Raw genomic sequence first — 17,819 nt, 5'->3', positions numbered from 1 at the left:
TCGGCTCGAAAAATCGAACCTGCGTCTTTCAGGATGTCCGGTTGCTATCCATGCTTTTTCCAATCAGGGAAAAACCGTCATTCCACATCCCCAACCAGATATCCTGAAGACGTGATTGTTCTTCCATGCCGCCATCAACCAGGCGCTTGACGATGCGGGAATTAATTTCCTGAACATCCTCAATACTTTCAACCTTGGCCAGCGCCTCGACATCAGACTGCGCAGCATCCATTTCACGCTGCATCCAGGTCATCCATTCCTTGCCCAGAAGGCCGCTTTTTTCTGCCATCCTGGACGACGCCTGAAACATGCCATCCCAGTTCGACAATTGCGCCTGCATCAGGTCTTCACACTGGGTGGCGAAATGCGACCCGGCATCAGAGAACATATCGGTATGTTCCGACATCGCGTCCACCATACCGGCAAGGGCTTCGTTCGCCGCTTCTTGCGCCGATGCCACCATGTCGGCAACGTCGTCAGACTGCCAAACCTCAAAAAGCTGGGCGACCGGTACCATTGCAGCGGGCATCACGGCTTCAACCGTCTGTTCGGCTTTCACTGTGTCATTGGCCGCATTGCTATCAACGCTGACTTTTGCCTTGGCGACAGGTGTTACGATTTCAGCCGTCACCGGCGCAACAGTTTCCGGGGCCTTTGGCGCGCTATCCGCGGCCTTTTGAACGGCGGCTGTCGCGTTCTCAGTTTCCTTTTTAACGGGGGTCTTTGCGGTCTCGGCCTGCCGGGTAGCAGCATCCTTCGCCGCCGAAGCCGCTTTTGCAGGCTGTTCCGCAGATTTTGCGGTCGCCGCTGCCGTCGCGGGTGTTTTGCTCGCCGTTGCAGGGGATGATTTTTCGGCAGGCTTGCTGGCATCCGCCGCTGCAGCACGCTGCGAAGGGGCTGCCTTCACAGGCGATTTGGCCCGTGCCGATTTCGCCGCCGAAGATTTGGAAACTGTAGATTTGGCCAAAGACACCTTATCCCCACTACCAGAGGGCGTTTTCGCCGCCACGGGCGCGGATGCTTTTCCGGCAGTCTTCGCAGATGCAGCACCGGACGTCGCCGTTTTCTCAGACGAGGAAGAAGCCCCTGCCAAAGCAGTGCCCTTTGCGTTGGATGCTGTCGCCGTTTCAGATTTTGCAGGCACCTTGTTCGGGGTCGTCACCATCGCGCCGTCCTCCATTTCCGAGTTTCAGGGTCGCCATATCAATGTTGCATTGCAGCAAAACTCTAGATGGAAACAGCGAAAACGTCAAGGATACTTTCGTGACATTGAATACACACTTCGGACGAGCTATCGGTGGGCAAGAAACAGAAAACGGGCCGGAAAAATCCGGCCCGCTAATTTCGTGTTGTTATTGCAGGCTATTACCGCGAATGGTGCGATAAAAATTACGATCCTGTTCGTCCCTGCCATGCCCGATGGTCGGGTCCGGGTTTTGAACGGCATCCGGATCCGGTGCCGGTGGCAACGGATCGGTCTGGCCGGAAACCTTTTCCAAAACGATGGGGAAATGCAAATCCCGCAAGTCATCCTTTGCCGATGTCCATGCCGCCAGCGTCATTTGCTGGTGCGAACATCCCATTGCCGTCCAATAATAATTTTCCGAATTCAGGCGTAACCCATCGCGGCTTTGGGTCCCGAAACCGTCTTCCTGCATGGCGTCGGTCAGAGTCAGGTATTGCTGGCGGGTTAACCCCCGGCGCACAGGTTCGCCGCTTAGCGCGCCAAGCGGAGACCGCACCGATACATTCATTTCGCTGACATCAAGCGGCCCGAAAATGTGCGACACCATGGAAAAATCATCGCTGGCAGTTTGCGGCGTGATATCAAAGGTGCGAACTTCTTTATAATAGTCCGCATTATAAACAATGCGAATCCGGCCCTCGGCCTCGCCTGCCGAACAGGCTGTTCTGAGGTCGTCCGCATTCAAATATGAAAACCAGCTTGCCTTGCGAACCACCGGATTCGCAACATCGCTGGTCGCGGTATAGCTACAACCGCCCAAAATGGCCAGCGCCGAGACGGCACTCACAAAGCCAAGGATTCCAGTGCGCTTTGATGCTAACTTCTTGTGCGGTCCATGTATTTTCACGGGCATTCCTACCTCTATTTTGACAGACTCGTTCACAGAACATAAACTTGCGTGCAATTGGGGCATCGGCAAGGCACATTGGCCTGTCAGTATTATTCATTCCGTTAAGCTTTTTTTTAGTCGGAACTGACATGCTGAGCTCAACCGTCTTGGGGATACTCGTTAACCGGACATTGTTTATGATTTCTATGTTCCGCGTCGGTCGTGCCGTGCCGACCAGACAATCAAACTCCGCTGACCTTTTAACATCTCGCGTGTCGGGCCGTCGCCTGCTATGCGCGATGGCTGTTATTGTGTTTGCCTTGCTGGCTGCGCCGTTCATAAGCACACCCGCCATGGCCCGAACTTATACGGCGTTGATTATCGACGCCGAAAGTGGCCAGGTTTTGCATGAATATCGGGCAGATCAGAAGGTTTATCCGGCGTCACTTACGAAAATTATGACGCTGTATATGCTTTTTGACGCCTTGGACAAAGGCAAGGTCACACTGGCAAGCCGCATGCCGGTTTCCAAACGGGCATGGGGCCAGGCCCCGTCCAAACTTGGCGTTCAGCCCGGCGATACCATTGCCGTCAAGGATGCGATTTTGGCCCTTGTTACCAAATCGGCAAATGATGTTGCCGTGGTGATCGGGGAATATCTGGGGGGCACAGAAGTTAAATTTGCCCAGATGATGACGGCGACCGCGCGCAAAATTGGCATGAAAAGCACCACCTTCCGTAACGCATCGGGCCTGCCCAACCGCGGGCAGATGACCACAGCACGCGATATGGTGCGTCTGGCTTTGCGACTGCGCAACGATTTTGGCGACTATTACCACTTCTTTTCGACGCAGAAATTCACCTATGGCAACCGCACCTATGGCAACCATAACAATCTTCTGGCGTCCTATTACGGTACCGATGGCATTAAAACCGGTTTTATCAATGCCTCGGGCTTTAATCTGGTGGCATCGGTCAAACGCGATGGAAAACGCCTGATCGGGGCCGTTTTTGGCGGTCGCACCGCGCGCTCGCGCGACGACCAGATGAAAAAACTGCTTGATAAAGCCTATGTCGAATTGAAAAAAGACGGCGAAATCATTCCGCCACGGCCCCGGGTCAGCCCGGAAGAAAAAATCCTGCCTGCCGATACCCAGTTGCTGATTGCCAAACGCAACAATGCCAATGAGGGCCAAATTCCCGGCCATATTGATACAGATACCATTGTTGCCCGCATCAAACCGACGCAAGGGGGATGGGGCATTCAGGTCGGCGCGTTTAGTGACCAGCGCCGCGCCCAGGAAGCGGTGCTGACAGCCGCGCGCTCTGCACCGGAAATTTTACGCCTGACCCGTGCTGCCGTCGAACAGCAAGAATCCGATAGTGGCGTGGTTTATCGTGCGCGGCTGGTCGGGTTTGGCGCCGAAGAAGACGCACGCAGCGCCTGTGCTGCCCTGCAACGCCAGAACATGGCCTGTATTCCCGTGGTAACACCTGATGACGCTGGCTGATTAATCAACACAGCATACACCACCTGACCAGGGCCACCATCGCGGTGGCCCTTTTATTTTGGCTGCAAGCCAGGCTGCACAGGCAAAACATACCCCGCCACCTACCAGGCAACCCATAGTCCCCGGTGCTTTTGTACTTTTGTCGCCCCATGTGCTTTTTTTGAAAAGATGATGCGGGGCGATTTACCGGAGTCCCCAATGCCCGGCACAGGAGGCAGGACATTTAACCGCCTTCCTTGCCAAAGAACGCAACAACGTGCTGTCCCGCCCTGCTTTATACGAGACAATCGCGGGACTCGGCCCTGTCCTTTGGCGCGCGCCATCGCGGATTGCACCGACGATCACAACGGATCATAAAAAAACCCGAAGGTACAAAATACCTTCGGGTTCCTCACAACGCCAATCAAAGACAGATCAGCAAATCAAAATCAGTGTCCGCCACCGGGGGCGAAAAAATCGTCGCTTTCAAGGCCGCTTTTCTGCAGTTGGGCCGTAACTTGCGCTTTTAGCCGATCCAGCCCGGCATCGTCAGCCGCTTCACAGCGGGCAACAATAGCTGGCTGGGTATTTGAAGCACGCAACAGCCACCAACCATCTTCGGTCCGCACCCGCACCCCGTCGATACCGTTTACCTCGGCATCGGTTTTTGCAAGGCGCGCGCGCACTTCCTCGATCAGGGCAAACTTGCGATCATCGGGGCATTCAATGCGGGTTTCCGGAGTATTCACCGCAACCGGCATGGCATCGCGCCACAGATCCAGACTTTTGCCGCTTTGCACCAAAATGCGATACAGGCGGACGGCGGCATAGGTCGCGTCGTCATAGCCGTAATAGCGTTCGGAAAAGAAGATATGCCCGCTCATCTCGCCAGCGATCGGGGCTTTTTCCTCGATCATTTTGGTTTTGATCAGGGAATGGCCCGTTTTCCACATAATGGCATTGCCACCCAGCCGGGTGACCTCGTCAAACAATGTCTGGCTGGCTTTGACATCGGCAATAATCGCCCCGCCCGGCACACGTTCCAGAACATCAGCCGCATAAATTTGCAAAAGCTGATCGCCCCACAACACGCGGCCCTGCCCGTCAACCACACCAATCCGGTCGCCATCGCCGTCAAAGGCAACGCCCCAATCGGCATTGTATTGGGCAACGGCAGCTTTCAAATCCACCAGATTGGCTTCTACCGTCGGGTCGGGATGATGATTGGGGAAAGTTCCATCAATATCATCAAACAGCAAGTGATGGGTTCCGGGCAGTTTCGCTGTCAGCTTGCGCACCACATCGCCCGAGGCACCGTTGCCGCAATCCCAAACGATGGTCATCGGCTTGGCAACATCAATATCGAGTTCATCGACAAGACGGTCGACATAACGATCCTCGATATCAACATCGTCAAGGCCGCCTGCACCAACCTCGAAATCACCTTCATCGGCGATCCGGCCCAGTTCCAAAATGGCTTCGCCAAATACCGATTTCCCAGCATTCAACATTTTAAAACCATTATAATCGGGCGGATTATGCGAACCGGTCACCATGATGCCCGCATCGGTTTTTTGGTTATAAACCGTAAAATACAGCATCGGCGTTGGCCCGCGGCCAATGCGCAACACATCACAGCCCGTGGCCCGAACACCCTTGATCAGGGCATCAGCCAAATCGGGCGAGCTTAACCGGCCATCACGGCCAACGGCAACGCGACTGCCGCCACTGCGCCGCACCATCGTGCCAAAGGCACGGCCCAGAGCATGGGCATCTTCTGCATGAAGGGTTTTGCCAACAACACCGCGCACGTCATATTCGCGCAGCATCGAGGGATCAAATTTATGGCCATCCGAAGCGGTCATAGGTTAATTGCCTCCGATTGTGCCGCGACCGATACAGCTATATTCAAAGCCATGATCTTTCATTTCGCGCGGCTCGTACACATTTCGCAAATCCACCACCACAGGTGATTTCAAAGCAGCTTTCACGCGTTTAAGGTTCAACCCCCGGAACTCGTTCCATTCCGTCATCACAACCATTGCATCGGCACCGTCGATGGTCTCAAAGGCCGTTTTGCAATAGGTAACCCCGTCAAGCAATTTGGCAGCTTCATCCATTGCCTCGGGGTCATAGGCCCGAACAGTGGCACCTGCCGCAATCAGGGCTGGCACAACATCCAGGCTGGGCGAATCGCGCATATCATCCGTATTGGGTTTAAACGCCAGGCCCAGAATACCAATGGTTTTGCCGGTAACATTTCCGCCGCAGGCCTTGATAATCCGCTCGGCCATTGCTTTTTTGCGGTCGTTATTAACGGCCACCACCGTTTCAATAATGCGCAGCGGCGAATTATGTTCCTGTGCCGTACGCACAAGCGCCAAAGTATCTTTGGGGAAACACGACCCGCCATAGCCCGGCCCGGGATGCAAAAACTTTTTGCCAATCCGGCCATCAAGGCCAATGCCACGGGCAACATCATGCACGTCGGCACCAACTTTTTCGCATAAATCGGCGATTTCGTTGATAAAGGTAATTTTGGCCGCCAAAAACGTATTGGCAGCATATTTGATCATTTCCGACGTTTCACGAGTGGTAAACACAATCGGCGTTTCGATCAGATAAAGCGGGCGATACAGGTCAGACATAACGGCACGGGCACGTTCGTTACTGGTCCCAATCACCACCCGGTCCGGGCGCATAAAGTCGCCAATCGCCGACCCTTCGCGCAAAAACTCGGGGTTGGACACAACCGCAAACTCGGCATCGGGGCGTTTGGCACGAATAATCCGTTCGACCTCACGACCTGTGCCCACCGGCACCGTCGATTTGGTAACAATAACGGTAAAACCGTCCATGGCCTCGGCGATTTCTTCGGCGGCGGCATAAACATAGCTCAGGTCCGCATGGCCATCACCGCGCCGTGTCGGGGTTCCGACGGCAATAAAAACAACGTCGGCATCTTTGACACCTTTTTTAAGGTCGGTCGTAAAATGCAAACGGCCTGCCTTGACATTATTTTCAACCAGCACGTCAAGGCCCGGCTCATAAATTGGCATAATGCCCTGCTCAAGCCGGTCGATCTTGCTGACGTCCTTATCAACACAGATAACGTCTGTCCCGAACTCCGAAAAGCAGGCCCCGGAAACCAAACCGACATAACCGGTGCCAATCATTGCAACATGCATGGATGTTTTACCCCATTAAAACATTGACCGGGGGTCAGTGCCCCCGGACATTCAATAAAATCTGTTATTTCGCAGCTTCAAGTTCAGCGAATTCCTTGATCAGGGCGCGCATGTCATCGCGCAGATCCGGGCGTTCAAGCGCAAAGGCCAATGTCGCTTTCAAAAAGCCAACCTTGTTGCCGCAATCAAACCGTTGCCCTTCAAAGCGGTAACCATAGAACGGCACCTTGCCAATCATCGCAGCAAGCGCATCGGTCAATTGAATTTCATTGCCAGCCCCACGCGGAATGGATTCCAGCACATCAAAAATACCCGGATCAAGAATATAGCGGCCAATCGCCGAAAGGGTCGAGGGCGCATCTTTCGGATCGGGCTTTTCAACCATACCAATCGCACTGACAAGGCGACCATTCGTGCCTTCAACTTCAAGCACGCCATAGCGTTTGGTTTCTTCGCGCGGCACATCCATAACGGCAACCATGTTGCCACCGGTGCGGCCATAACTTTCGACCATCTGCTTCATGCATGGCACTTTTGACTGGATAAGGTCATCGGCCAGCAAAACCACAAACGGTTCATCCCCGACCAGTGATTTGGCACATAACACAGCATGGCCCAAACCCAGCGGATTGCCCTGGCGGGTATAGGTTACCCGGCCATTTTCCGGGATCATCGCCAGCGCAGTTTCAAGCGCATCATGTTTGCCGCGCTCAAGAAGAATGGCTTCAAGTTCGGCTGAACGGTCAAAATGGTCTTCAATCGCGGTTTTGCCACGCCCGGTCACAAAGATAAATTCTTCAATACCCGCTGCAATGGCTTCTTCAACCGCATATTGAATGAGCGGCTTGTCGACAACGGGCAGCATTTCCTTGGGCATTGCCTTGGTTGCAGGCAAAAACCGTGTCCCCATGCCCGCTACCGGGAAAACCGCCTTTTTGATACGTTTGGTCATGCTTTATTTCCTTTGTTTTTGGCGGCAACGGATGCGCTAAATCGCTCAATTTGCAGCAAGCATGTATCGCTTTTGCCACAATTTCAGATCATTGATCAAGCTGCCCTTCCGGGTGGTTACATCAATCGCCACAATTTTGTAATAACACACGTCGTGCTGCATTGACCCGGGATGCCAGATAGTCCGAACCGCCATGATCGGGGTGTACCGCCTTAATTAACGTTTGATAGGCATGATTGATCTCGGCACGGCTCGGTTTTTCTCCCAGACCCAGAATTTTACGGGCTTCCGTGGCATCCATCCCGTCAGAACGAAATCCGCTATTGCCTCCATTTTGTTCCTGCCTCGACGAACTGCCATCAGCCCGTCCTACACAGTCCCAGTTCCGCCAGCCCCGACAATCACTGCGACGATCAAGATATGTTTCAAGCACCGTCCGGCTTTGATCTTGTGCGCTGCAACATTCAACATACAAAAGTTGCAGTTCGTCAAGTCTCAGCCCGTCAAGATCATGGCCCGCATATTTACCGGAAATAATCTGTCCACCAAGCCGACCTGAACCATGCTCAAGCTGCATCACCAGAAACTGTGTTCTTATTTCAGAAAAGCGATCCTTGCCCGGGGTGCCATCATTGGCTCCGTGCGGGTTCGCCCCCTTGCCCCAATTGTGGGCACCACCGAACATCTTCTTGAAAAATGGCCATAATAAGCCAACTTTGAGGACACGAAAAAGAAATGGTATGGCGGCAACAAGGGCGGCAACCATGGCCGCAAGTTTGCCGGTTAACAGCAACCACAACCCGACCAGCACCAAAACAATGGCGATCAAGCCGAAACCCAATTGTCGAATATCGGCCGGTTTCGCCCTGGACAACCACTGAATGATAAAGCCGGTGGCGATAAATAGACCAACGCCAAGCAAAAACCACTGCATCAGTTTTCCCGTCGCAATTGGTCGGTCAGCAACCCGATATCAGACGAGGATTTTGTTTTGTTATAATCGGTTAATGCCTCGAACCCGCCGATAATGAACGATGCCACCGCGCCTAGCAAATCCCCCAGAACCGATGCTGCAGTGCCGTCAAAACGCGCGAAGGCACCATTGCCCAAACGTGCCATGCCCCGAAACACCTTTTCTGCACTGCGATCATGACCGTCCTGAAACACAAAAACGCGGGTACCTGAAATGCCCAGTTGCCCCGCCAGATGGCCCAGATCATCGGCGGCCTCTTCCACGCAATCACCAACATACACCAGCGCGTTTACCGGCTGGTCGGGCTGTGTGCGGTTCTGGTTGGCGACATGGTTCAATACCCGTCCGATCTGGGTGTGTCCGGCCCGGCATTGTACCGCGGTCATTTTAGCGCGCAATTGCCCGGCATCACGGCACCAGCCGCTGGCTTTGCATTCACCAAAGCCACGAAAAAACACCAGTTGAATATCCAGCGTGCCCATTCTGGCAACGGCCTCGAACATCTCGGACTGAATATGTGCCGCCATATCCCAGCGGGGTTGGCGGCTGGCTGTTGCATCCATCGCAAACACAATCCGCCCCTGTGCCGGGCCCGATTTTGGCGCAGAAGTTGCCACCGTCTGTGCCTGTTTGACAAAACGTGCAATATCCTGATCGCTTGACGAGGTCGAAACAGCCTTGTCTTTACCAGTCATTATGACACCGATCAGTGGTTTCAGACCCTGCGGTCAGGATCCTGTCGCATCGCCTATAAAAAGCGGTTGGCCCAGCCCGGTTGGCAGATCGCGCGGCAAACCCGGTCAGATCGGCAATTCTTCGCCATCACCCGGGGTAAATCCGATCACCTCAAGCAACTGGCGCACTTCCTGGCGGGCCGCCATATGCGACATGCTTAAGGTAATACCGATGCCTTTCTCGCGCAAATCAAGAAGCGTCAATCCTTTGAGGAACAATTCGCGATAGATCACACGTTCGCCAAAACCCGGTGCGACACGGAAATGAACACGGCTTGCCAGTTTATCGAGAATCTCGGCGATATCGCGTTTATTGCGCGCATCAAGATGCGACAAACGGTTTCGCATCACAATCCAGTCAATGGTGCCGCCATCTACCGCTGCCCGGCGCTTGCGCGCATCCCAAACCATTTCAGCATACAGGCTGGGGCCTTTAACATCGAGGGTTTCAGGTTCGATCCGGGCCAGCATATCAAGGTCGATATAACTGTCATTGATGGGTGTAATCAATGTATCGGCACAGGCATGCGCCAAACGCGAAAGATAATTGTCACTTCCCGGGCAATCCATCACGACAAAATCATGCGAGACTACCAGTTCGCCCAGGGCGCGGGTAAAACGTTCGCGTTCATCATGTTTGGCCGCCATCGCATCGCTGTCGTCGCTGCGATAAATCGGATAATGCACCGGCATTTTTAACGAAAGGCTCCGCGCTGTGTTAAATGCCACGCGGTTTTCAACATAACGGGTCAGAGTTCCCTGCCTGGCATCGATATCAAGCGAGCCCACCGAAAATTCCATTTTCAGCAGAGCCACAATCAAATGCATGGCGGTTGTCGATTTACCCGACCCGCCTTTTTCATTGCCAATCACAATCACATGCGCGCGTTTGCTGCGGCCGCCTGCGGCATTGGCGTCGCCCTGGCCCTTGATTTCGGTCATGGTGGCGGTTGCGTCCCCCGTCATTACGCGCTCTCCGTCATATCGTTCTGAAAACCAAAAGTCCCCAACGCCCGTGAATGAACGCCTTTACCACTAAAAATCAAGTATAAAGACGCATATGTCACGGGGCAAATCGGCTCTACCCTAGCCAATTTAGCGTCTTGGCGCTAAACATAGAAGAACAGAGACGGCAAAGACAGCGGGCTCAACGGGGGAAAAGTTTGTGACCTATCAGGGAATTTTAACAGCAGGGCTGATCGCCCTTGGCTTTATTGGCATTACCAGCGAGGCCAGCGCCCAAAGTGATAGCGGATTTTTAAAAATTTCGGCCAACGACAGCCCGGTTCAATATCATCCGCCCTTTAATGCCGAGGCCGTCTATTTGCGCCAGACCCGCCCCAACAGCACGGTGTATGTGGCGCGCTGGCTGGACCAAAGTGACCCGGCGCATTCTTCCAACCAGATTTATATCGAATCGGTTTTTTCCCAGACCAGCCCCGGCTTTGCCTTTCGGACAGATACCCCCCCGGCCAAACTGCTGGGCATGTTCGAGGAATTGCAAAATAAAACCCGGCAAAATGGCGATAATTTTGCCTATCAAACGCCCATCGGCCCTGCCATGGTGTTGCCCTTTGCGCGCGCGAACGCCCAATGCATCAGTTTTTCCAGCCGCTGGGACCCCGTCCGCGCCGATCAACGCGGTAGCCAGTTGCTGGGGTATTTCTGTGAACCGATCGCGGTCCAGACGGCACCAGGCCATAACGCCCCGGCCCAGCAAATGACCATGGCAGCAGCGCATGATTTTGCCGCAGACTTTTTCCTGCGCTTTGACGTCAACCTGCCCGATAATACCGGCGCGCCCGCAGCAGCGGGACCAACCCCTGCCATTACGGCCGCCGGGGCCATGGCGCTGCCCGGTTCGGGCACTTTGCCAGTAGAACAATCGCAACTGCCCGGCGAAAACAGCCAAACCGGAGCCGCCAGAACTGCACCTGACGCATCAGCCATCGCACCGGCCCCCGGAACACCCCCGGCACCGATCATTCCGGCGGATCAAGGCATTGGCATTGTCACCAACTGGAACAATGCTGATGGCAACGGGGCTTTGAAATTTGACAAACCGGCCGGCGAAGGCACAATGATAATTGATGATGCCAACCGCCATTGCGAAGGATACTGGCGCCACGAAGGCGGCAGTTATCAAACGCCCACGGTTCCGTTTGGCACATGGGCTGTTTTTTGCACCGATGGCACCTCGGCACGCGGTTCATATGGCAGTGCAGACCCGTCACATGTCAAAGGTGACGGGAAAGACAATAACGGACAGCCGGTTTTTTTCCGTCAGGCAGGTCAATAAACATTCATGACGCATGATATCGAAACAATCGTTGTCGGGGCCGGTGTTGTCGGCCTTGCCTGTGCCCGCGCCCTGGCCCAAAGCGGGCGCGAAGTCATGATCATTGAACGCCATGATGCCATCGGCACAGAAACCAGTTCACGCAACAGCGAAGTTATCCATGCGGGGTTATATTATCCCAGGGGCAGCCTGAAGGCGCAGTTATGCGTGGCTGGCAAACAGGCGCTTTACGCCTATTGTGCCGATCGCGGTGTTAACCACCGCCAGACCGGCAAGCTGATTGTTGCGACCGATGACAGCCAGATCGCCGCATTACACCAGATACAACAACACGCCAGTCGCAATGGTGTAACCGATCTGGTTTGGCGCACGGCAGCCGAAATCCGCGCGTGCGAACCCGCCCTTAAATGTGTTGCCGCCCTGCAAAGCCCTTCAACCGGCATTATTGATTCGCACGCACTGATGTTGTCCTTTCTCGGCGATGCGGAAATTGCCGGGGCGACACTGGCGTTAAACACCCATATTGTCTCTGGTTGCCACCGCGACGGGCTTTATATCCTTGATACCGTCGATACCAGCGGCGAAGAAATGCAAATCTCGTGCAAGGAACTGGTCATCGCAGGTGGCCTGCATAGCCAGACACTGGCCCATGCCATTTCGGGCATAAAAACCGAAACAATCCCGCCGCAAAATTACGCGCGAGGCATTTATTTCACGCTTGGCGGCAAAAACCCGTTTTCCACCCTGATTTACCCGGCCCCCGAACAGGCCGGGCTGGGTATTCATCTAACGTTGGATCTGGGGGGCCAAGCGCGATTTGGCCCCGATGTTACCTGGATCGAAAAACCTGATTATTCGGTTGATGAAAACCGCCGGACCGATTTTGCCCAAGCCATTCGCCGATATTACCCCGATCTTGACGAAACGGCCTTGCAACCGGGCTATGCCGGTATTCGCCCCAAAATACAGGCAAAGGGCGAAGCCGCCTGCGATTTCATGATATCCGGCCCGCGCTCCCACGGGCTAAAGGGTCTGGTCGCCCTTTATGGCATTGAATCGCCGGGCCTTACCGCCTCTATGGCGATTGGCGACCATGTGTGTCATCAATTGTCCCCGTCACTGGCAGAAAAAGAAGCGCATTAATCATGGTTCATGCCCCCCGCCCGCCCCTGTTTTACCCGCGGCACAACATATGGTGCAATTCTGTGTCGCTTCGCGGCGCGCTGTTTGGCATTGCCGGGGCCGTCATGATTGTTGCAACAACCATCATCTTGTTACCCGCAACCGCGCAGGCCCAGGGACTGGAACCTTTTATTCCGCCCGCCAACAGCTTGGCCAACGGCCCGGAACTGGCCGATGATGGCAAAGACGACACCAAGCCCAAACGCGATTTCGCCGAAGAAATGCGTAAAATGGTGATCTCGCTCAGCCGCTGGACCAAGGCCCAACGCACGGATTTCTCGATCATTGCCATGGACGGGCTGGACCTGACGACGTTTATCGAACCGGGCCTGTTTGTGACAAAATCCGATGCCAAACCGGCGCGTAATTATATACGCGCCCTGGATGGCATTCTGGTTGAAGCCCCTAATTATGGCCGTGATGGCTATAACAAGGAAACCGGCGAGGGCGAGGTTAAATACGACCGGCAATATCTGGAGCGGCTTTCCAACACCGGCATGCAGTTTTTCATGCTTGATTATACCGACAAGCCTGAAAATATCCGCAAGGCGCGGGACAAGATGAAAGACCTGACCCCGCTTTATTACGCGGCCCCGCCGCCCGACATGCAACTGGCTGCACTGGCAAAGGTTCCAGCCACGCCATATCACGAAAACCCGTTCGTGGTTGATGACATTCACAAGGCGCGCAATTTTGCCATGGTCGTGGACAGTGCGCCATTTGGCAACAAGGATGCCTATGTTAATGCGCTGGCAAGCACCAATTACGACATTTTAATCCTGGATGCCTTTCACCGGGGCATGACGCCGCTTTCCTTCGATGACATACGCAAGCTGCGCTATAAGAAAATTGGTACGCCGCGCCTTTTGCTGGCCTATATCGACATCGGAACAGCGCAGACCTATCGCTATTACTGGCGCAGTGACTGGCGCGCCGGATCGCCCGATTTCATCAGCAGTGCCAGCAACACAGGCCGCTGGGGCCAGGAAAACCACGTCTATTACTGGGACCCGCAATGGCAGAACATTATTTTTGGCAATGCCAACAGTTATGTCGCCGGTCTGATGCAAATGGGCTTTGATGGTATCGTGGTCGACGGCATCGACGATTATCGCTGGTGGATTGACCAATAAGACAAAATCTGACGCTATATCGACATAAAAAACGGCACAACGCCGCCCACTTGACAGGAGAGGACTTTGTCCAGGATTATTACCCACTATTTTTTCGTCCAGTCACCCTGGGCGTTTTTTGGCATTCGCCGGGCCATCGAAATTGCTGCCCGCCACAATGCCAAAATTGACCACCGCCCGGTGAAATCCAGCGAGATTTTCAAACATGGCGGCGGGGTGCCCCTTAAACAGCGCCCCGTGCCGCGCCAGGCCTATCGCATGGTCGAATTAAAACGCTGGCGCAGCTATCTTGATATACCGCTAAATGAAACGCCGGAATTTTTCCCGATCAACGAATCGCTGGCTGCTGGCACCATCATCGCGGCCAAACTTGACGGTCAGGATGTGTCAAACCTGATTGAAACCATCATGCGTGACATTTGGGTCAATCAGCGTGATGCGGCCTCGCCCGACGTCATTGCGGCTGCCCTGCATCACAACGGCCTGTCGTCAGACTATCTTGAACTGGCCGGGGACGGTGCCGTCCTTGATACCTATGACGCCTATACCGAGGATGCCAAAACCGCCAATATTTTTGGCGTGCCGACCTATTTTCTCGGAGATGAAATGTTCTGGGGGCAGGACCGACTGGAATTTGTCGAACGTGCACTGGCCACGCAAGACTAGCTTTTCCATCCGCCGCGTGCGGACAAATGCCTGCCAAATTTACGTGAAACACAAAGGGCGGGGGTGGTTCCCGCCCTTTGTTTTATAAACCATATGCGACAGAACTGCGAGCTGCGCGCCACCCGTTTATGGCGCACTGACGCAGCCAAATATCAATCGTGGCGTTTGACGTGATCGACCACAAACCCGTCACAGGACGGATAATTTTTTTCGATCAGGGCAAGTGCCTTTGTTTTGGTCTGTGCGGCAACTTCGTGGGTCTGAACATCAGCCCAACGATCATCATACATGGCGTGAGAACGGTTTTCCTTTACGCATTCACGCACGATTTGATTGTGTAACCCAACTTGATAAACGCGCTTCCGGTGGTCTGTAAAAGCTGACATCCCCCGAAACTCCTTTTGCTGTCAGCGTCCGACCAGACGCTTTGATATGTCCTGATGATATTTCTCATAAAAATGAAATATCAACCACAAGTCTGCGACCAGTAGTTTAACGAGCCGTAAATCATCTAACCTGAATCGTAATTTAATTGAAACATGCAAAACCACAGCGCGCCGGTTTTGCATGGTCGCCTTGCAATAATTGCACGAAATAAAATTACAAAACAGCTCTGTCCCGGACATTAAATTCCGCGCAACCGCAGGCTTTTTCTTCGAAACGGTCTTTTTTAATCCCGGCACAATTTTCCGTTTGCCGATTGTCCGCTCACAGCAAACATTCAGGGGGAAGAAACGTTTTTCTTCGCCCCAATCAAAACAAAACAGCCCGGGAGGCTGCACGAGGATGACCATTTTTTCCGATTCCGCCTTTGATAACCATGAACAGGTTGTGTTTGCCAGCGACCCGGAAACCGGCCTGAAGGCCATTATCGCGGTTCATAACACCAATCTGGGTCCGTCGCTTGGCGGCTGCCGCATGTGGCCCTACGCCAGCGAACAGGAAGCCATTCACGACGTATTACGCCTGTCACGCGGCATGACCTATAAATCAGCCCTGGTCAATTTGCCGCTGGGCGGGGGCAAGTCTGTCATTATTGGCAATCCGCGCAGCCACAAGACCCCGTCGCTATTCCATGCCGTTGGCCGCGCGATCGAGCGCCTGAATGGCCGTTACATCGTGGCCGAGGATGTCGGCACCAGCCCGACTGATATGCAGGAAATTGCCCGCCACACCCGCCATGTGGGCGGCATCAACGATGGCAAGGATGCGAAACGCACCGGCGATCCCTCGCCCTTCACTGCCTATGGGGTGTTTATCGGCCTCAAAGAAGCCGTCAAATTCAAACAGGGCAGCGATGATTTAACCGGCATGCGGGTTGCCGTGCAGGGTTTGGGCAATGTCGGCTTTCATTTATGTGCCATGCTGCACAATGCCGGGGCGGAACTTATCGTGGCCGATATCAACCCCGCAGCAGTCGAACGTGCCACCACCGAACTGGGTGCAACGGCGGTTTCCATCGACGAAATCCTGTCGGTAAATGCCGACATTCTGGCACCCTGTGCCCTAGGCGGGGTCATTAACGATACCTCGATTGCCCAAATAAAAGCCGGGATCATTGCCGGGGCGGCCAACAACCAGCTTGAAGCAGACCGCCACGGCGAAATGCTGCGCGAGATGGGCGTGCTTTACGCCCCGGATTACGTGATTAATGCAGGTGGTGTGGTCGAAGTGCATTATTGCCGCGAAGGACGTCCGGTGGCCGAAACCAACCGCCATATCGAAAGTATTGGTGCCACCGTCCGCGAAATTTTTGAACGCGCCGCACGCGACAACAAATCAACCGGTTTTGTAGCCGACCGGCTGGCCGAAGAACGCTTTGGCAAGACCGGTTAACATCGCTTTATAATCTTGCCCGATGACAGAAACAACAAAGGCGAGGCCCCGATGGCTTCGCCTTTTTTAATACTAACAACATGATGCCGCCACAGAACGGTTCGGTTACCCGCCACAATAACAGCGCCGCACATCTTGTTTATTCTGCCGCAATCGCCTGATCAGCCGCCACATTGGCCACAACACGATCCTGACCATGTTCGCCAAAGCAGCAATGCTGGTTCAGTTCAGCCCGCATATGACAGGCACATTTGCCGCATTGAGGTTTGCAGCCGTGAAAACGGAAAACTTCCGCCGGACGCGTGGCATTGCCTTGCGTCGCGGCGCGTTTTACATCGCCCTGATTAAGGGCATTACAAACACAAACAAACATAAATGCAAATGCAATCAGTTATTAGTTACACCCAGTCTCAATAATGCAAATGCGAATGCGTTTCAAATGATTTTGATCAAATAATGCGATTTATCGACAAAAAAATCCGCAACCCAAAACAGGTTGCGGATCATTTTTGGAAATTATCGTTTATTTAGAATATCATCCGATAACCGAGACATGGCTGACCACTTTGGTGACACCCTTGATCCGACGAACGATGCTCAGCACCTTGTCATATTCGGTCTTATTGGCTGACTGCCCCATGATGTAGACAACATTACCAACCGACTGCCACCGGTAATTAACCGATCCGACACCCTTTTCGGCCAGCAACAAGGCCTTGATCTGGCTTTCGATCCAGGCATCAGAAACCGACTGTTGTGCCGAATCGGCCGGTACGGCACTTTCCTCGCCATATTTCTGTTCAGCATCACGATATTCGGCCACGGTCTGCGCATCGGCGATTTGCAGGTGGTCGTAAATCTTTTTGATGCGCTTATCCTGGCGAATAATCGACATGACGTCGTAATATTTACCCTTGGAATCAACCATACCGGTCACCATGACCTGTTGTTTCCAGATATCGACATTCACATCAATCAGATAGCTGTGATCCGCCTCGGCAAAATCGCCAAGAATGCCGGTTTTGATTTTGGTATCGAGCCATTGATCATCACCCGCACGGTTTTCGACCGGCATTTGCAACGGACCGCAAGCCGCCAGCGGAGCGCTAAAGACAATACCCAGTGCGACAACCTGCAATGTCTTGCGCCACCCTTGTGAAATCTTCGTCATCGCGATGCTCCTTGTTTTACGTGCCTGTGGGGCCGTCATTCAAACTTGCCAACTATTCAAATAATACGCCCGGCTGGCAAGCCCGGCGCGACCATATGATTTTTGCTGTTATGCCAACAC

The 17,819-nt window shown here is 53.8% G+C and carries 18 protein-coding genes; 6 read left to right on the top strand and 12 right to left on the bottom strand.

The features are described from left to right. Positions 1-28: 28 nt before the first annotated feature. Both TMES_RS15270 and TMES_RS15265 read right to left on the bottom strand, forming a co-directional pair. Positions 29-967, bottom strand: a complete 939-nt coding sequence (locus TMES_RS15270) for a phasin family protein (protein ID WP_158091247.1) — start codon at positions 965-967, stop codon at positions 29-31. A 385-nt stretch (positions 968-1,352) separates the two neighbouring features. After that, on the bottom strand, positions 1,353-2,033 hold the full coding sequence (locus TMES_RS15265) for a hypothetical protein (RefSeq protein ID WP_245835472.1): 681 nt from the start codon (positions 2,031-2,033) through the stop codon (positions 1,353-1,355). Positions 2,034-2,272: 239 nt separating this feature from the next. Here TMES_RS15265 and TMES_RS15260 point away from each other — a divergent pair, with 239 nt between their 5' ends. After that, positions 2,273-3,586 (top strand): D-alanyl-D-alanine carboxypeptidase, encoded by a 1,314-nt coding sequence (locus TMES_RS15260; RefSeq protein WP_245835471.1) that lies wholly within the window; start codon positions 2,273-2,275, stop codon positions 3,584-3,586. Between the two features lie 428 nt (positions 3,587-4,014). Here the strand turns inward: TMES_RS15260 and pgmG are convergent, their stop codons facing one another. The 6 genes from pgmG to TMES_RS15230 all read right to left on the bottom strand — a co-directional run bounded on the left by pgmG (position 4,015) and on the right by TMES_RS15230 (position 10,354). Further along, a complete protein-coding gene (gene pgmG, locus TMES_RS15255) occupies positions 4,015-5,430 on the bottom strand; it encodes a phosphoglucomutase/phosphomannomutase PgmG (RefSeq protein ID WP_085584076.1) in 1,416 nt (471 codons plus the stop codon). Positions 5,431-5,433: 3 nt separating this feature from the next. After that, a complete protein-coding gene (locus TMES_RS15250; protein WP_085584074.1) occupies positions 5,434-6,753 on the bottom strand; it encodes a UDP-glucose dehydrogenase family protein in 1,320 nt (439 codons plus the stop codon). A 64-nt stretch (positions 6,754-6,817) separates the two neighbouring features. Next, on the bottom strand, positions 6,818-7,705 hold the full coding sequence (gene galU, locus TMES_RS15245) for a UTP--glucose-1-phosphate uridylyltransferase GalU (protein ID WP_085584072.1): 888 nt from the start codon (positions 7,703-7,705) through the stop codon (positions 6,818-6,820). 121 nt (positions 7,706-7,826) lie between these two features. Continuing rightward, positions 7,827-8,471 carry a J domain-containing protein gene (locus tag TMES_RS15240; RefSeq protein WP_245835470.1) on the bottom strand — a complete coding sequence of 215 codons (645 nt, stop codon included), beginning with the start codon at positions 8,469-8,471 and terminating at the stop codon, positions 7,827-7,829. Between the two features lie 167 nt (positions 8,472-8,638). Then, complete coding sequence (locus TMES_RS15235; protein ID WP_085584070.1) at positions 8,639-9,373, bottom strand: hypothetical protein; 735 nt, start codon at positions 9,371-9,373, stop codon at positions 8,639-8,641. A 105-nt stretch (positions 9,374-9,478) separates the two neighbouring features. Beyond that, positions 9,479-10,354, bottom strand: a complete 876-nt coding sequence (locus TMES_RS15230; RefSeq protein WP_211275934.1) for a division plane positioning ATPase MipZ — start codon at positions 10,352-10,354, stop codon at positions 9,479-9,481. Between the two features lie 223 nt (positions 10,355-10,577). On the opposite strand from TMES_RS15230, the gene TMES_RS15225 reads away from it, so the two are divergent. The 4 genes from TMES_RS15225 (at position 10,578) to TMES_RS15210 (ending at position 14,692) form a co-directional block, all read left to right on the top strand. Continuing rightward, entirely contained in the window at positions 10,578-11,711 is a 1,134-nt protein-coding gene (locus tag TMES_RS15225; RefSeq protein WP_085584066.1) for a hypothetical protein, read from the top strand. 6 nt (positions 11,712-11,717) lie between these two features. Beyond that, entirely contained in the window at positions 11,718-12,854 is a 1,137-nt protein-coding gene (locus TMES_RS15220; protein WP_085584064.1) for an NAD(P)/FAD-dependent oxidoreductase, read from the top strand. Positions 12,855-12,916: 62 nt separating this feature from the next. After that, a complete protein-coding gene (locus TMES_RS15215; RefSeq protein WP_245835468.1) occupies positions 12,917-14,026 on the top strand; it encodes an endo alpha-1,4 polygalactosaminidase in 1,110 nt (369 codons plus the stop codon). A gap of 66 nt (positions 14,027-14,092) precedes the next feature. After that, on the top strand, positions 14,093-14,692 hold the full coding sequence (locus tag TMES_RS15210) for a 2-hydroxychromene-2-carboxylate isomerase (RefSeq protein ID WP_085584060.1): 600 nt from the start codon (positions 14,093-14,095) through the stop codon (positions 14,690-14,692). 152 nt (positions 14,693-14,844) lie between these two features. Here the strand turns inward: TMES_RS15210 and TMES_RS23340 are convergent, their stop codons facing one another. Continuing rightward, on the bottom strand, positions 14,845-14,982 hold the full coding sequence (locus tag TMES_RS23340; RefSeq protein WP_245835466.1) for a hypothetical protein: 138 nt from the start codon (positions 14,980-14,982) through the stop codon (positions 14,845-14,847). 117 nt (positions 14,983-15,099) lie between these two features. Next, a complete protein-coding gene (locus TMES_RS15200) occupies positions 15,100-15,486 on the bottom strand; it encodes a hypothetical protein (RefSeq protein ID WP_143589682.1) in 387 nt (128 codons plus the stop codon). On the opposite strand from TMES_RS15200, the gene TMES_RS15195 reads away from it, so the two are divergent. After that, positions 15,479-16,528 carry a Glu/Leu/Phe/Val dehydrogenase dimerization domain-containing protein gene (locus tag TMES_RS15195; protein ID WP_085584055.1) on the top strand — a complete coding sequence of 350 codons (1,050 nt, stop codon included), beginning with the start codon at positions 15,479-15,481 and terminating at the stop codon, positions 16,526-16,528. The two genes, TMES_RS15200 and TMES_RS15195, sit on opposite strands and share 8 nt — an antisense overlap. A gap of 139 nt (positions 16,529-16,667) precedes the next feature. Here TMES_RS15195 and TMES_RS15190 read toward each other — a convergent pair whose 3' ends face one another. Together TMES_RS15190 and TMES_RS15185 are read right to left on the bottom strand one after the other, a co-directional pair. Further along, complete coding sequence (locus tag TMES_RS15190) at positions 16,668-16,901, bottom strand: (2Fe-2S)-binding protein (RefSeq protein ID WP_085584053.1); 234 nt, start codon at positions 16,899-16,901, stop codon at positions 16,668-16,670. Between the two features lie 162 nt (positions 16,902-17,063). Then, a complete protein-coding gene (locus TMES_RS15185; protein ID WP_085584051.1) occupies positions 17,064-17,699 on the bottom strand; it encodes a BON domain-containing protein in 636 nt (211 codons plus the stop codon). Positions 17,700-17,819: the final 120 nt, after the last annotated feature.

This window comes from Thalassospira mesophila (genome assembly GCF_002115755.1).
Taxonomy (GTDB): domain Bacteria; phylum Pseudomonadota; class Alphaproteobacteria; order Rhodospirillales; family Thalassospiraceae; genus Thalassospira; species Thalassospira mesophila.
Note: the sequence above shows the minus strand (reverse complement) of the source record. Positions and strands in the feature narration are given on the sequence as shown.

Coding starts and splice junctions, on each gene's coding strand:
- TMES_RS15260 (WP_245835471.1), top strand. CDS start 2,273: ATGATTTCTATGTTCCGCGTCGGTCGTGCCGTGCCGACCAGACAATCA.
- pgmG (WP_085584076.1), bottom strand. CDS start 5,430: ATGACCGCTTCGGATGGCCATAAATTTGATCCCTCGATGCTGCGCGAA.
- TMES_RS15250 (WP_085584074.1), bottom strand. CDS start 6,753: ATGCATGTTGCAATGATTGGCACCGGTTATGTCGGTTTGGTTTCCGGG.
- galU (WP_085584072.1), bottom strand. CDS start 7,705: ATGACCAAACGTATCAAAAAGGCGGTTTTCCCGGTAGCGGGCATGGGG.
- TMES_RS15240 (WP_245835470.1), bottom strand. CDS start 8,471: ATGGTTGCCGCCCTTGTTGCCGCCATACCATTTCTTTTTCGTGTCCTC.
- TMES_RS15235 (WP_085584070.1), bottom strand. CDS start 9,373: ATGACTGGTAAAGACAAGGCTGTTTCGACCTCGTCAAGCGATCAGGAT.
- TMES_RS15230 (WP_211275934.1), bottom strand. CDS start 10,354: ATGACCGAAATCAAGGGCCAGGGCGACGCCAATGCCGCAGGCGGCCGC.
- TMES_RS15220 (WP_085584064.1), top strand. CDS start 11,718: ATGACGCATGATATCGAAACAATCGTTGTCGGGGCCGGTGTTGTCGGC.
- TMES_RS23340 (WP_245835466.1), bottom strand. CDS start 14,982: ATGTATGATGATCGTTGGGCTGATGTTCAGACCCACGAAGTTGCCGCA.
- TMES_RS15195 (WP_085584055.1), top strand. CDS start 15,479: ATGACCATTTTTTCCGATTCCGCCTTTGATAACCATGAACAGGTTGTG.
- TMES_RS15200 (WP_143589682.1), bottom strand. CDS start 15,486: ATGGTCATCCTCGTGCAGCCTCCCGGGCTGTTTTGTTTTGATTGGGGC.
- TMES_RS15190 (WP_085584053.1), bottom strand. CDS start 16,901: ATGTTTGTTTGTGTTTGTAATGCCCTTAATCAGGGCGATGTAAAACGC.
- TMES_RS15185 (WP_085584051.1), bottom strand. CDS start 17,699: ATGACGAAGATTTCACAAGGGTGGCGCAAGACATTGCAGGTTGTCGCA.